General features: G+C 66.8%; 10 protein-coding genes. 7 read left to right on the plus strand and 3 right to left on the minus strand.

Annotated elements, in window-relative coordinates; translation table 11 throughout:
- Positions 1-120 precede the first annotated feature (120 nt).
- The 7 genes from B9C43_RS06665 (at position 121) to B9C43_RS06695 (ending at position 12,167) form a co-directional block, all read left to right on the plus strand.
- Complete coding sequence (locus tag B9C43_RS06665; protein WP_084425103.1) at positions 121-1,296, plus strand: ANTAR domain-containing protein; 1,176 nt, start codon at positions 121-123, stop codon at positions 1,294-1,296.
- A 144-nt stretch (positions 1,297-1,440) separates the two neighbouring features.
- The gene (locus B9C43_RS06670) at positions 1,441-2,169 is read left to right on the plus strand and encodes a GAF and ANTAR domain-containing protein (protein ID WP_327221810.1); all 729 of its coding nucleotides are present in this window, start codon (positions 1,441-1,443) and stop codon (positions 2,167-2,169) included.
- Positions 2,170-2,221: 52 nt separating this feature from the next.
- Positions 2,222-3,553: an extracellular solute-binding protein gene (locus tag B9C43_RS06675; protein ID WP_235038457.1), complete on the plus strand. Its 1,332-nt coding sequence runs from the start codon at positions 2,222-2,224 to the stop codon at positions 3,551-3,553.
- Between the two features lie 3 nt (positions 3,554-3,556).
- Entirely contained in the window at positions 3,557-4,459 is a 903-nt protein-coding gene (locus B9C43_RS06680) for a carbohydrate ABC transporter permease (protein WP_084425104.1), read from the plus strand.
- Positions 4,456-5,346: a carbohydrate ABC transporter permease gene (locus B9C43_RS06685; protein ID WP_084425105.1), complete on the plus strand. Its 891-nt coding sequence runs from the start codon at positions 4,456-4,458 to the stop codon at positions 5,344-5,346. The genes B9C43_RS06680 and B9C43_RS06685 overlap by 4 nt, the downstream gene beginning before the upstream one ends.
- 111 nt (positions 5,347-5,457) lie before the next feature.
- Positions 5,458-9,912 carry a HAMP domain-containing protein gene (locus tag B9C43_RS06690; protein WP_235038458.1) on the plus strand — a complete coding sequence of 1,485 codons (4,455 nt, stop codon included), beginning with the start codon at positions 5,458-5,460 and terminating at the stop codon, positions 9,910-9,912.
- A complete protein-coding gene (locus B9C43_RS06695) occupies positions 9,909-12,167 on the plus strand; it encodes a SpoIIE family protein phosphatase (protein ID WP_084425106.1) in 2,259 nt (752 codons plus the stop codon). The genes B9C43_RS06690 and B9C43_RS06695 overlap by 4 nt, the downstream gene beginning before the upstream one ends.
- Before the next feature lie 13 nt (positions 12,168-12,180).
- On the opposite strand, the gene B9C43_RS06700 is transcribed toward B9C43_RS06695, so the two are convergent.
- The 3 genes from B9C43_RS06700 to B9C43_RS06710 form a co-directional block, all read right to left on the minus strand.
- The gene (locus B9C43_RS06700; protein WP_235038459.1) at positions 12,181-13,125 is read right to left on the minus strand and encodes a PfkB family carbohydrate kinase; all 945 of its coding nucleotides are present in this window, start codon (positions 13,123-13,125) and stop codon (positions 12,181-12,183) included.
- On the minus strand, positions 13,107-13,598 hold the full coding sequence (locus B9C43_RS06705) for an ATP-binding protein (protein ID WP_084425107.1): 492 nt from the start codon (positions 13,596-13,598) through the stop codon (positions 13,107-13,109). The genes B9C43_RS06700 and B9C43_RS06705 overlap by 19 nt, the downstream gene beginning before the upstream one ends.
- A gap of 84 nt (positions 13,599-13,682) precedes the next feature.
- Positions 13,683-14,039 (minus strand): STAS domain-containing protein, encoded by a 357-nt coding sequence (locus tag B9C43_RS06710; protein ID WP_084425108.1) that lies wholly within the window; start codon positions 14,037-14,039, stop codon positions 13,683-13,685.
- Between the last annotated feature and the right edge of the window lie 119 nt (positions 14,040-14,158).

Below are 14,158 nucleotides of genomic sequence, written 5' to 3' on the forward strand. Positions count from 1 at the left end.
CCACTGTCCGACCCGCAAAACGGGCGCGATCTGCATCGGCGCACTCAATCCATTACGGTGGCGTTATCGCGGGGTCCAACAGAGCGGCTCTTTCCAGGTGTTGTGCGCTGAGGAGCCGCAATGGCCGGTCAAGGGCAATCCATCGCAAGTACGTCAAATCCGCGGATCACGACCGAGTGGCGGTCCGATGTGATGGCGGTTGTCCTGCATGTCCGCGGTGACATCGACGCGGACGGCAGTCGTACCGTCGACCACCACCTGCGCACCCGGATACCCGTCGACGCTCGCTATGTCGTGGCGGACCTCGACATGGTCGGGTCGATCGGTGGCCCCGGGGTCCGAACGCTGATCGAGCACGCTGCCCGATTGTCCCGCGCCGGACGTCGGTTGCTGGTTGTCGCGTCGAACGCCCACGTGCGGCGCGCTGTGGATGTGCCTTTCCGGTACGACAGCCTGCCGTTGGCGATGGCGGCGTGTAAGGGGCCGGGTGAAGTGGAGGAACACCACGTTGAATCGCCGCCGGAGAACTCGGCGGGCGAAATGACCGAACTGCGGCAGGAGATTTCCGGGCTCCGCGCCGCGGTGCGCACCCGGCCAGTGGTGGCGCACGCGGTGGGAATCATCCAGGAGCGCTACCACCTGCCGGATGGCGAATCGGCCTTCGATGTGTTGAACGGCAGCGCCCAGCGGCACAATCTCGGCCTGTACACGCTGGCGAAAGCAGTGCTCGGCACACCAGCGCCACAGGGGACGACCTGGTTTCCCGGCCGGACCCGGCGCCCGGCGCCATCGCTGTCGTTCGCCCAGCTGCGACGCGATCAGATCCGCAACCGCAGCGCCGTGCTGAAGGCGTTGGTCGATGCCGCCTCGTACTACATGCAAAGCACGGCAGCCGCTCTCCACCTGGTAGACGAGCCCGCGGGCGTACTGCGGCTGGAACTGTCATCGAAGACGTCACCTGCGCTGACCGATTATCTCGTCGGCGCCGAGGAACCGGCTTCGAGCGTGACGGCGCGGGCCGTCATCGCGGATGTGGCGGCCGAGACGGACCTTGCCTGCCGGGACGTGCTGCTCAACGCGGGCATCCAGGCCGTCCAGAGCACGCCGTTGTGCACAGACGAGAACCAGCTGATGGGTGTCGTGACCACGTATCACGCCCAGTCGGGTCTGGTGCCGACCAAGTTGCAGTGTGCGAGGCTCGATCACGCCGCGACCGAGGTCGCCACGTGGCTCGAATGGCACAACCGCACTGTCCTGCGGGACGCGCTTGAGCACCTCCACGCCCACGCCCGCTGACGGACTGATGATCAGCTGCCCGCGTATGCAGGGTAAGGTGACTTCGGCTTCGTTGAGCAGTCAGCGGCCGGCGTTGATGTTGGCCTTTGGTGGGCTGCTTTCCCGCTTGCGGCGTGGAAGCGGGAAGATGGAGCTGGCTGAGTGGTGGGTGACGCCCGCGTTGCTGAATTGCTCGATGACGTCCGATCGGCGATGGCAGCGCTGACCAAGACCCTGGAGACCGCGTCCGACATCGCGGAAGTACTCCATGCGGTGTGCGTTGAGGCAGTTCGTGTGGTGCCTGGTGCCGACATGGCGAGCATCACCGCGATCGACGGCAGAGGGCCGCGCACGGCCGCGTACACCGATGAGCGGGCGCTTGAAGTCGACCGGGCGCAGTACACGGCAAGTGACGGACCCAGTTTGCGTGCTGCGGCGACAGCGGAGACGGTTCGGTTGTCGCTGGACAACGCCAGTGAACTGTGGCCGGAGTTCGCGGCCAGCGCCAAGCAGGTCGGCGTCAGCAGTTATCTGGCCGCGCCACTGCGTATCGATGACCACCTGACCGGGGCGATCAACCTGTTCGGGTTCGGTGACCACGGGTTCGCCGAGGCGGACTCCAAACTGCTCGACCTGTACGTGGTCGTGGTGACGTTCGGGTTGCGCACTGTCCGCCGGTACCAGCAAGTCAGGGAGATGGCCGACCACCTGGAGACGGCCATGCGCTCGCGGGCGGTGATCGAGCAGGCCAAGGGCATTCTGATGGCCACACTCAAGATCAGCGACGACGCGGCGATCGAGCGGTTGATCGCCTACTCGCAGGACACCAACACCAAGCTGCGGCAGATCGCGGCCGACTTCGTCCGCAAGGCGTCGGTACCGGACAACAGGTAGCGGTTTACTGGTCTTCACCTTGGGTACTTCGGCGACATCTCAAGGAGGGGATGTGCGGGTGGGCAAGGTGGGGATACTGGCTGCGGTGGCGGTGCTCGCGGCCGGGTGCGCTGGGCTGGGCGCGTCGTCCGACGATGCGCCGAACGTGTTGACCACCATGGGGTTCGGGCTGCCCGACGAACACGCGACGGCACGCGTCGAGGTTTTTCGCAGGCAGTACCCGGGCATCGACTTGCGGATCACCGAGGGCGCGTTCGACGAGCAGCAGTTCCTCTCGGCCGTGGCCAGCGGCGAGCCGCCGGATCTGGTGTACGCCGACCGGATCAAGCTCGGCGGGTTCGCCGCGCGGGGCGCCGTCCAGCCGATCGACGACTGCCTGCGGCGCCACCACGTCGATCTCTCGGTCTTCCGGCCAGCGGCGCTCCGGCAGGTCACGGTGGACGGCCAGACCTACGGCCTGCCCGATTTCGCCACGGCCAAGCTGCTGATCATCAACAACCCGGCGGTCCGCGCGGCAGGCATCGACCCGGCCCGGATGTCGGCGACCGACTGGCCACTGCTGGCCGAGCAGGCCCGCTCGCTGACCGCGCTGACGGACGGGCGGTTGCGGCGGATCGGGTTCGACCCGAAGCTGCCTGACTTCGTTCCCTTGTGGGCCAAGGCGAACGGGATCGAGCTGATCTCACCGGACGGCCGCAGGGCCAACCTGGACGACCCGAAGGTCGCCGAGGCGTTGCGGTTCACCACCGATCTGGTCAAAGCCCAGGCACCGTGGGCGACGTTCAAGGCCTTGAAAGACAGCTTCGACGAGTTCGGGGCAGGCAACCAGTACGCGAAGGACCAGTTGGCCGCGATGCCGATGGAGTCCTTCTACATCAACACGTTGGCCACGAACTCGCCGGGCGTCGACGTCACCGTCAAGCCGTTCACCGACCGGGCGGGCAACGCCTTCACCGAACTCGGCGGTCAGGCATGGGCCATCCCGAAGGGCGCGGCGCATCCTGAGCACGCGTGCGACTTCCTGGTCACGATGACCGCCAAGGACACGTGGGTCACCGCGGCCAAGGCACGCCGTGCGGGGCTGGCAGCCAAAGGCAGGCCGTACGGCGGCACCTTCACCGCGAACCGGGAGGCCGACGCGGAGATCTTCGCGACGGTCTACCGCCCGGAAGGCAACCGGATCATCGAACAAGGCGTGCCGGTGGTGTTGTCGTTGCAGGAAAAGGCTTTCGCGTTGGCACCGAGTCCGGCCGCCCCGGACTTGGTCCGTGCGTGGCGGTCGGCCGCGGTGCGTGTGCTCACCGGTGAGCAGACGGTCGACGCGGCACTCGCGGACGCCCAGCGCGAAGCCGATCTCGCGCTGCGCAGAGTGATCGGACGGTAGGCGATGGCGAAGCTACGCGGGGACACCCGGGCGGCGTGGGCGTTCCTGTCCCCATGGGTGGCGGGGTTCGTACTGTTCACCGCGGGCCCGATGGTGATCAGCCTGTACCTCTCGCTGACCCGTTACGACATGCTCAAACCCGCCTCGTTCGTGGGCATGGACAACTACGCGGAACTGTTCACCGATCCCAAGGTCGGCACGGCGCTGTACAACACGTTGTTCTTCACGTTCCTGCATGTCCCGCTCCAGATCGTGCTGGCGTTGGCGTTGGCCTCATTGCTGCGCCGCGCTGGACGGGCGAGCGAGTTCTTCCGGACGGTGTTGTACCTGCCGGTGATGACGCCGCCGGTGGCGCTCGCCGCGATGTTCCTGTTGCTGCTCAACGGCCAGACCGGCGCGATCAACGAACTGCTCGGCTGGTTCGGGTTCACCGGTCCGAATTGGACAACCGACCCGGCCTGGATCAAACCGGGTCTGGTGCTGATGAGCTTGTGGACGGTGGGCAGCACGGCGATCATCTACCTCGCCGCGCTCAGCCGCGTGCCGGGTGAGCTCTACGAAGCCGCCCGGCTCGACGGCGCGTCGCCGTGGCGGCAGTTCTGCCACATCACACTGCCGGGTATCAGCGGCACCATCTACTTCACGGTTGTGGTGAACACGATCGCATCGCTGCAGACCTTCACCGAGGCGTACGCGATGTTCTTCGGCAACAGCCAAGTCGCCGACAACCAGGGCGACGCCGCGCTGTTCTACGTGATCTACCTGTTCCAGCAGGCGTTCAGCTCGCTGCGGATGGGCTACGCCTCGGCGTTGGCCTGGGCACTGTTCGTGGTGATCGCCGTGATCACGATCGTCCAGGTGAGAGCCAGCAGACGGTTGGTGTACTACGAAAGCGAGCCGCGATGAGCCTGGTGGAAGCGCCTGCCGCGGCGACTGTCGCGGAAAAGGCTGTCGTTGTCCGCGAACCGCGGGTCAACGTGAGCGCGAGAGTCCTTTCTGTACTGGGGTTGGTGCTCACCGCGGCCGCGTTCACGTATCCGCTGATCTGGTTGGTCAGCGCGTCCTTGAAGGACCGGGCACACGTCTTCGACAACGCGCTGATCCCCGATCCGGTGGCGTTCGCCAACTACGTCTACGTCTGGGAAGCGGCGCCGCTGTTGCTGTGGATCGTCAACAGTGTGCTCGTCGGTCTGGCCGCCGCTGCCGCGGCGACGTTGTCCAGTGCCGTAGTGGCGTACGGCTTCGCACGGTTCCGCTTCCGAGGCCGCAACGTGATGTTCGGCTTGGTGCTGGCGACCATGATGCTGCCGAGTGCGGTCACCATGGTGCCCGTCTACCTCGAATGGCACGCAGTGGGGCTGGCGACGACGCAGATCCCGTTGTGGGCGCAGAACCTCTTCGGCTCGGCGTTCTACATCTTCCTGCTGCGGCAGTTCTTCCTCGGCCTGCCCGGTGAGATCTTCGACGCGGCGAAGGTCGACGGCGCCGGGCACTTGCGCACGTTCGTCCGGATCGCGCTGCCGTTGACCGTGCCCGCGTTGATCGTGGTGTTCGTGTTCGAGCTCAAGGCGGCGTGGACGGACCTGATCAAGCCGCTGATCTACCTGCGGGACGCCGATTTCTACACGCTGCCGCGCGGCCTGAAGGTGATTCTCGACCGGTTCGGCGAGGGCGGCGAGTCACAGTGGGAGCTCGTGCTGGCCGCAAGCACCATCGCGACCGCGCCGATGATCCTGTTGTTCCTGTTCGCGCAGCGTTACTTCGTCCGGGGCCTCACCACGCAATCCAGGTAATGGCATGTAATGTTTTGGCCGTGTCACCCGTCTAGCCAAAGGCGGGAAGAAACAACTCGGCCGGACAAGGGCCGCTGATCGACAGCGGGGTTGGACGTGGGTGGCATTTCTGTGGACAAGACGCGCCCGAATGGCGGCGAAGTCGGTGAGCCAGAGCTCAGACAACTGCTCGCGGGCCTGACCGCGGTCCGCGACGGCGACTTCGGCATTCGCCTGCCCGACGCGGAGAACGGCCTGCTCGGCGAGATCGCCACGGTGTTCAACGGCATGGTGGACCAGCTGTCGCTGTTCACCTCCGAGGTCACCAGGGTCGCCCGCGAGGTCGGCAGCGAGGGCAGGCTCGGCGGCCAGGCGCAGGTACCGGGTGTCTCAGGCACGTGGGAAGACCTCACCGACTCGGTGAACGCGATGGCGGGCAACCTGACCACACAGGTCCGTGACATCGCCCAGGTCGCGACCGCGGTGGCCAAGGGTGACCTGTCGCAGAAGATCGACGTGGACGCCCGCGGCGAGATCCTCGAGCTCAAGGAGACCGTCAACACGATGGTCGACCAGCTTTCCTCGTTCGCCGACGAGGTCACGCGGGTGGCGCGCGAGGTCGGCAGCGAAGGCCGTCTCGGTGGTCAGGCGCAGGTGCCGGGTGTCGGCGGCGTATGGCGTGAACTGACCGATTCGGTGAACTTCATGGCGGGCAACCTGACCGACCAGGTCCGCAACATCGCCCAGGTCACCACGGCTGTCGCCCGAGGCGACCTGTCGCAGAAGATCGACGTGGACGCCCGCGGCGAGATCCTCGAACTGAAGAACACCATCAACACCATGGTCGACCAGCTCTCGTCCTTCGCTGACGAGGTCACGCGCATGGCGCGCGAAGTGGGCACCGAGGGCATCCTCGGCGGCCAGGCCGACGTCAAGGGCGTGTCCGGGACCTGGCGTGACCTCACCGATTCGGTGAACTTCATGGCAGGCAACCTCACCGCGCAGGTCCGGTCGATCGCCCAGGTCGCGACGGCGGTGGCGCGCGGTGACCTGTCGCAGAAGATCACGGTCACCGCGCGGGGCGAGATCCTCGAGCTGAAGAACACGATCAATACGATGGTCGACCAGCTCTCGGCGTTCGCCGACGAGGTCACCAGGGTCGCCCGCGAGGTCGGTACCGAGGGCCGCCTGGGTGGTCAGGCCGACGTCAAGGGCGTGTCCGGCACGTGGAAAGCGCTGACTGAGTCCGTGAACGTGATGGCGGACAACCTCACCGCACAGGTGCGTTCGATCGCGCAGGTGACCACGGCCGTCGCGAAAGGCGACCTGTCGCAGAAGATCCGGGTCGATGCGCGCGGCGAGATCCTCGAGCTGAAAGAGACCATCAACACGATGGTCGACCAGCTGTCCGGCTTCGCCGACGAGGTCACGCGCGTGGCCCGTGAGGTTGGCACGGAAGGAAACCTGGGCGGCCAGGCAGGTGTCCGAGGTGCCGAGGGCACGTGGAAGGACCTGACCGACAACGTCAACGTGATGGCGTCCAACCTGACCGGTCAGGTGCGGTCGATCGCCCAGGTCGCGACGGCGGTGGCGCGCGGTGACCTGTCGCAGAAGATCACCGTCGAGGCCAAGGGCGAGGTCGCCGCGCTCGCCGGCGTGATCAACACGATGGTGGACACGCTCTCGGCGTTCGCCGACGAGGTCACGCGTGTCGCCCGTGAAGTCGGAACCGAGGGCATCCTCGGTGGCCAGGCCCGCGTGCCGAACGTGGCGGGCACGTGGAAGGACCTCACCGACAACGTCAACTTCATGGCGAACAACCTGACCAACCAGGTCCGCAACATCGCCCAGGTCACCACGGCCGTCGCGCTGGGCGATCTGACCCGCAAGATCGACGTGGACGCCCGCGGCGAGATCCTGGAGCTCAAGACCACGATCAACACGATGGTCGACACGCTGTCCGCGTTCGCCGCCGAGGTCACGCGGGTGGCCCGTGAGGTCGGCAGCGAGGGCAGGCTCGGCGGCCAGGCCGAGGTCGAAGGCGTGTCCGGGACGTGGAAGCGGCTCACCGAGAACGTCAACGAGCTGGCCGGAAACCTGACCCGGCAGGTGCGAGCCATCGCCGGTGTCACGAGCGCGGTCGCCGAGGGCGACCTGACCCGGTCGATCACGGTCGAGGCGTCCGGCGAGGTCGCCGAGCTCAAGGACAACATCAACTCGATGGTGGAGTCCCTGCGCGAGACCACCAGGGCCAACCAGGAACAGGACTGGCTGAAGTCCAACCTGGCCAGGATCTCCAGCCTGATGCAGGGCCGCCGGGACCTCGCCGTCGTCGCCGAGCTGATCATGGACGAACTCACACCGCTGGTGTCGGCCCAGTTCGGCGCGTTCTACCTGGCCGATGACGCCGAGCTGCGGCTGATCGGCTCGTACGGGCATCCCGACGACACCCGTGCCAACCGGTTCCGGCTCGGCCAAGGACTGGTCGGGCAGGCCGCCAGGGTCCGGCGCACGATCGAGGTCGACGACATGCCGCCGGACTACATCACCGTCTCGTCCGGACTCGGCGAGACCAGGCCGACCAACGTGATCGTGCTGCCGATCGTGGTCGAGGAGCAGATCCTCGGCGTGATCGAACTGGCCTCGGTGCACCGGTTCACCCAGATCCACCGGGACTTCCTCGAACAGCTGATGGAGACCGTCGGCGTCAACGTCAACACGATCATCGCCAACTCCCGCACCGACGAGCTGCTCGGCGAATCACAGCGGCTCACCGCCGAACTGCAGGCCCGCTCGGAGGAACTCCAGGTACGCCAGGAGGAGCTGCAGCGCTCCAACGCCGAACTGGAGGAGAAGGCCGCGCTGCTGGCCACCCAGAACCGGGACATCGAGACCAAGAACCTGGAGATCGAGCAGGCCCGTCAGGAACTGGAGACCCGCGCGCAGCAGCTGTCGCTCGCCTCGAAGTACAAGTCGGAGTTCCTGGCCAACATGAGCCACGAACTGCGCACCCCGCTCAACAGCCTGCTGATCCTTGCGCAGCTGCTGACCCAGAACGCCAGCCGCAACCTCACTCCCAAGCAGGTCGAGTACGCCAGCATCATCCACTCGGCCGGGTCGGACCTGCTGCAGCTGATCAACGACATCCTCGACCTGTCCAAGGTGGAGGCGGGCAAGATGGACATCAGCCCGGAACGCGTGCCGCTGCGCCAGTTGCTGGACTACGTCGAAGCCACGTTCCGGCCGTTGACCACGCAGAAGAGCCTGGACTTCCGGATCACCACAGCTTCCGGTGTCCCGGTCGAACTGCTCACCGACGACTCCCGGCTGCGCCAGGTGCTGCGCAACCTGTTGTCCAACGCGGTGAAGTTCACCGAGTCCGGCGGGGTCGAACTGCGCATCGAGCCCGCGCTGTCCAGCGAGCTGCCCGCGTCGGTGCGCAGGCACGGCCCGGCGATCGCACTGCGGGTGATCGACACCGGCATCGGCATCCCCGAGCAGCAGCTGGAATCGATTTTCGGCGCGTTCCAGCAGGCCGACGGCACGACCAGCCGCAAGTACGGCGGCACCGGCCTCGGCCTGTCGATCAGCCGTGAGATCGCGTACCTGCTCGGCGGCGCGATCGACGTGCAGAGCACCCCCGGCCAGGGCAGCACGTTCACCTTCTACCTGCCGGTGGCCAGGCCGGACTTCGAGGACCTGGCGGCAGGTCCCCAACCGGCTGAGCAGCCGGCGGCCGTGGAGGAACCACCTGCGGCCGGGGTCCGGCAACGTCGGTTGCTGGTGATCGAGGCGCATCCGCGTGGGTTGTTGTCGCTGGTCGCCGCGAGCGCGGTCAGTGATCTGCCGGTCGGGCCGGACCTTGGCGACGTCGAGATCGTCACGGCGACAACGGCCGAGGAAGCAGCGGCGGCGCTCGCGGTCAACCCGTGCCATTGCATCGTGCTCGAAGTGGACATGCCGGGCGGTGTGGCGTGGACGTTCCTCGACGCGCTCGAACGGGACTCCGCACTCCGGGACGTGCCGGTTCTCGCGCACAACAGCCGCAGGCTGGACGCACACCAGGAAGCCGCGCTGCAGGCTCGAGTCGAACCGTTGGCCAGCCTTGACGAACTGCGCGAGCGGATCGTGCTGCACCTCACCGCGGAGAAGCTTCCGTTGGTACGCGCGGAAAGCGCTGCGAAACCGGCCCCGCGGACGTACGACGACCGAGTCGCCGGACGAACCGTGCTGGTGGTCGACGACGACGCGCGAAACGTCTACGCGTTGACGAGCATGTTGGAACTACACGGAATTCAGGTGCTGCACGCGGAGAACGGCCGTAAGGGCATCGAAACGCTCACCGCGCACCCGGAGATCGACCTCGTCCTGATGGACGTGATGATGCCGGAGATGGACGGGTACGCGGCCACTTCGGCGATCCGGGGGATGCCGCAGTATGTCCAGTTGCCGATCATAGCGGTGACCGCCAAGGCGATGCCGGGTGACCAGGAGAAGACCCTGGCCGCCGGTGCCAACGACTACGTCACGAAACCAGTCGACGCGGATCACTTGATCGCCCGCATCCAGCGCTGGCTGGAGGCATGACCGAGCAGGTGCGCAGGCTCGCCGCGACGGTGGAGCGCCTGCGCGACGAGGTGCAGGAGGCACACGCCTCGGCCGACGGCCGCGCGTTGATCGAGCTTGCCAAGGGAATTCTTGTCGAGCGGTTGCGCTGCACCCCTGTGCAGGCGGCGCAGCAACTCGACGGGCTCGCCGAGCAAGCCGGACTGTCGCTGGTCGAGTTGGCCGCGGACATCATCAACGATGTCGCCGGGGATCGGCTCGCCGAGACTACATCGTCTACAAAGGACAGTGTGCGGCTGCGCAAGGCGGAAAGCGGCGTGCTCGCGGCGAGTGACGTGCAAGCCGTCGCGCAGTCGCTTTTGGACCAGGCGCTCGTTCCGCTGGGTGCCGCGTCGGTCGCGGTGTGGGCGGTCGACTCCGACACATCGTTGGCGCTGGCCGGATTCGCGGGCTTCTCGCCACAGGAGGCCAGCCGTTGGCGTTACGTGCCACCGGCTGTGGCCACGCCTGCCCGCCGAGCTCTGGCCGAACGCCGCACGGTGTGGCTGGAGGATCTGTCCCGCGCCGGCCTGCCGTCGATCGGGCCAGTGGCTGGTGGTCGCGTAGCCGCGCCCGCGGTGATCGGTGGCGTGATCGCCGGTGTGTTGGAGATCGGCTGGGCTCATCCTCTTGAGCCACAACCGGTCGCGGTCCGGCGTCAGATCGACGCACTGGCCGAACTGTGCGCGCACACCTTGCACGATGGATCTGTCGGCAGGGTGCACGAGGATGCCGCCCGGTTGTCGGACCTGGCCGACGGCGTTCTCGACCCGGCGCTGGTGCTCATTCCTCAGCTGGACCATGGGAGGGTCGCCGATTTCCGGATCCACCACGTGAATGAGCGGTTCGTTGATCCAGCCGGACGGCCTCGCGGCGAGGTCGACGGGACGCTGCTGCTGGAGGCATATCCGATGGCAGCCGATCAGGGTGGCTTGTTTGAGAAGGTCGAACACGTGCACGCCACGGGTGAGGCGTTCCGGGCCGAGGACATGCCGATCACCACGCTGGTCGCCGATGTCCCGGTGACCGTCACCGCGGACGTGAGCATCAACCGGTTCGGCGACGCCGTGCTGCTGATCTGGCGGCTGCAGGACGAGACGACCCGGTTGACCAGCCTGCTGCAGCACGCCCAACGGCTCGGCCGGATCGGCGGGTTCGACGAGAACGTGCTCACTGGCGAGGTCACCTGGAACAGCCAGCTGTTCGAACTGTACGGACTGCCGCCAGGCGCGCCGCCCGTCCCATTGGATCAGCTTGGTACGCAAGCACATCCGGACGACGGCCCGGCGATCAGCCGGTTCCTGCGGGCGGTGCTGCATCACCGCCGGTCCGCGTCCACGGCGTTCCGGCTGCAACGGCCGGACGGGATCGCCAGGCACGTGCGTGTCATCGCCGAACCTGTGCTGGATGCCGACCACCAGCTGTTGCATGTGCGTGGCGCTTACCAGGACATCTCGGCGCAGCACTGGACCGAGGTCGCGCTGGCGGTGACTCGTGACCAGCTCGCGCAGACCGAGCAGCACGCCGCCGAACGCGACCGGTTGGCGTTGCAGCTGCAGCGCGCGATCATGCCGTCGAGCCCGGATCCGATCGACACGTTCGGCCTGAGCATCGCCGTGCGATATCTGCCCGCGGAAAGCGGTGCCCTGGTCGGCGGCGACTGGTACGACGCGGTTGTCCTGCCCTCCAAGAAGATCCTGCTGTCGGTCGGGGACATCGCCGGCCATGGCATCGAGGCCGCGACGGGCATGGTGGTTCTGCGCAACGCCTTGCGCGGCCTGGCGGCGACCGGTGCCGGGCCCGCGAAACTCCTGGGGTGGCTCAATCTTGTCGCCCACCACCTGACCGACAGCGTGATGGCCACGGCGATCTGCGGGTTGTACGACCCGGAAACCCGCACCCTTCGCTGGGCGCGTGCTGGGCATTTGCCGCCATTGCTTGTGCGAGACGGGGAAGCCAGCTTGCTTCCGTTGGCGCGTGGCAGCATGCTCGGTGTGGTCGCTGAGGCGCAGTACGAGGAACTTCAGTTCGACTTGGCGCCTGCCGACATGCTCATGCTCTACACCGATGGGTTGATCGAGCGTCGCGACCGCAACGTGGATGAGGCTCTCGAGGAGTTGCGCGCGCTGGCGGAGAGCACCGAGGGCCCGCTGGAGCAGCGCCTCGACCTGTTGGTGCGGCACAGCAATGCGGACACCGACGACGACACGTGCATTGTCGCCGTCCAGCTCAGTTAGGAGATCTGCTGGGTCATCTCGGCCAGATCTCCCGCGGGTCCAGGTCGGGCCTGCCACCGACGTGATCGACTGTCCGTGCCGAGGCGGTGACCGCCATCTTCGCCGCGTCGTGCGGATGAAGCCCGTGGTCGAGGCCGACGGTGAGGGCGGCGACCAGCGCGTCCCCACCGCCCGTGGTGTCACGGACGGTGGTGTCGCCCAGCGGGAACACCGCCTGTCCGTCCGCCCACACGAAGACATTCGCGTCGGACGTCGCCAAGGCGACGAGAGAAGGCCCGCGCCGCAACAGATCCCGGCCCGCGGTCACCGCCTTGTCCACAGTGTCCAACGTCGTTCCGGTCAGCTGTTCACCTTCGTGCTGATCCGCGCGAAGCACATCAGCGGCCGCGATCATCTTGTCCGATGTGGGCAGACCGTCCAGCACGATCCGTGCGGCGCTGGCGTGCTTGGCAGCGGCCAGCGTTGTCTCGGTGGGCTGCTGCAGCTGGATGATCACCGACCGGACACTGGCCAGTGTGGACTTTGCTGCGGTGATGTCGGCCTCGGTGACCAGGGTCGCGTCCGGGATGTCTTCGAGATAGCGCCAGTGGGCGTCCGGCGTGACCACATCGACGATCAACGCCGTCGAAGTGTCCGGCCGGCGGCTCACGTGTCTGGTGTCGACACCACTGGCGGCGGCTTGTCCGATCAGCCAGTCAGCGGTGGCGTCCGAGCCGACCGCGCCGATCACCGCCACCGTGGCACCGAGTTGGGCGGCCGCGACGGCGATGTTGGCGCCCTTGCCGCCGAGCATCTCCCGGCGCTGTTCTACGCGCGCCGACGACCCGGCTTCCGGTACCTGCGGGACGACCAGCACGAGATCACGAGCGACCTGGCCGACCACAACCGTCCGAGGTGTTTCCACACCATCGGTGATACCCACGGCAACCGGCAGGTATGTCAGCCGGCCAGCGGCCACCCGAGCACCACAGTGGTGCCGTTCGCGCTGTGCTTCAGCCAGAACACGGCCGCCAGCTTCTCCATCATCGCCAGGCCACGCCCACGAAAACCCGGGTCGGCGGTGGGCGGCCGCCACACGCCGCGATCCGCCACGATGATCTTGGCCTGGTCGTGGCCGGAGGAGCACGCGGCGAACAGGGTGACTGTGCCGGACACCCCCGGGTAGGCATGTTCGATGGCGTTGCTCATCGCCTCGTCGCTGGCGAGCACCATGTCCTGCACGAGCAGGCCCGACAAGCCGCTGCGCGAGGCCCAGTCGGTGATCCGGGTGCGAGCGACGCCGGCCTGTTCGGCCGTGGCGGGAAGTTCGGCGTAGATGTGCGGCTTGGTGAGATCCGAGTCGGTGACCATCTCGGCCGCGAACGCGGGCAATGCCTCCGCCCATGCCCTCAGCCGGACTGGCGTGGGCAACGAGCTGTGGTCGTCGAGCATCAGCGCGTCGTCACCCGCTTTCGGAAATCGGCGTCGAATCCCACGAAGGAGAACATACCCGCTGATACTGCGTCTGAACGGGCATCACGAGCTATGCGAACGTGCTTCTTCCACGGTCGGGTAGAGCGCCAGGATCTGCGTCAACCCGGTGACCTTGATGACCCGGTGCACCGCGGTCGACCCCTGCACGACTCGCAGCTCGCGGCCCGCCGCCTCGGCGTCGTTGTGGGCTTGGATCAGCGTGCGCAGGCCCATGGAGCCGAGGAACGTGACGTCGCCGAGATCGAGGATGACCAAGGGCGAAGTGCTGTCCAGCCCGGCTCGGGCCGCCTCGTCGAAAGACTCTTGTGTACTGATGTCGATCTCGCCGGTGACGTGCACGACTGTCGTCTGACCGTCGTGGTCGACGTCCCACGCCAGCTCCGGTCTCGCATCCGTCACGGTCTGTCCACCTTCGTAGCCACGCCATTCTGGTTACGCTGAGCAACAATACCTGGCCAGCTCGTGCGCACTGCTCCGCACATTATCCCGTGGATCACCGACGGGATGGTCGTTTACCC

The organism is Kibdelosporangium aridum, assembly GCF_900176515.1.
In the GTDB taxonomy this organism is placed as follows: Bacteria; Actinomycetota; Actinomycetes; order Mycobacteriales; family Pseudonocardiaceae; genus Kibdelosporangium; species Kibdelosporangium aridum.

Coding starts and splice junctions, on each gene's coding strand:
- B9C43_RS06705 (WP_084425107.1), bottom strand. CDS start 13,598: ATGCTCGACGACCACAGCTCGTTGCCCACGCCAGTCCGGCTGAGGGCA.
- B9C43_RS06695 (WP_084425106.1), top strand. CDS start 9,909: ATGACCGAGCAGGTGCGCAGGCTCGCCGCGACGGTGGAGCGCCTGCGC.
- B9C43_RS06680 (WP_084425104.1), top strand. CDS start 3,557: ATGGCGAAGCTACGCGGGGACACCCGGGCGGCGTGGGCGTTCCTGTCC.
- B9C43_RS06665 (WP_084425103.1), top strand. CDS start 121: ATGGCCGGTCAAGGGCAATCCATCGCAAGTACGTCAAATCCGCGGATC.
- B9C43_RS06685 (WP_084425105.1), top strand. CDS start 4,456: ATGAGCCTGGTGGAAGCGCCTGCCGCGGCGACTGTCGCGGAAAAGGCT.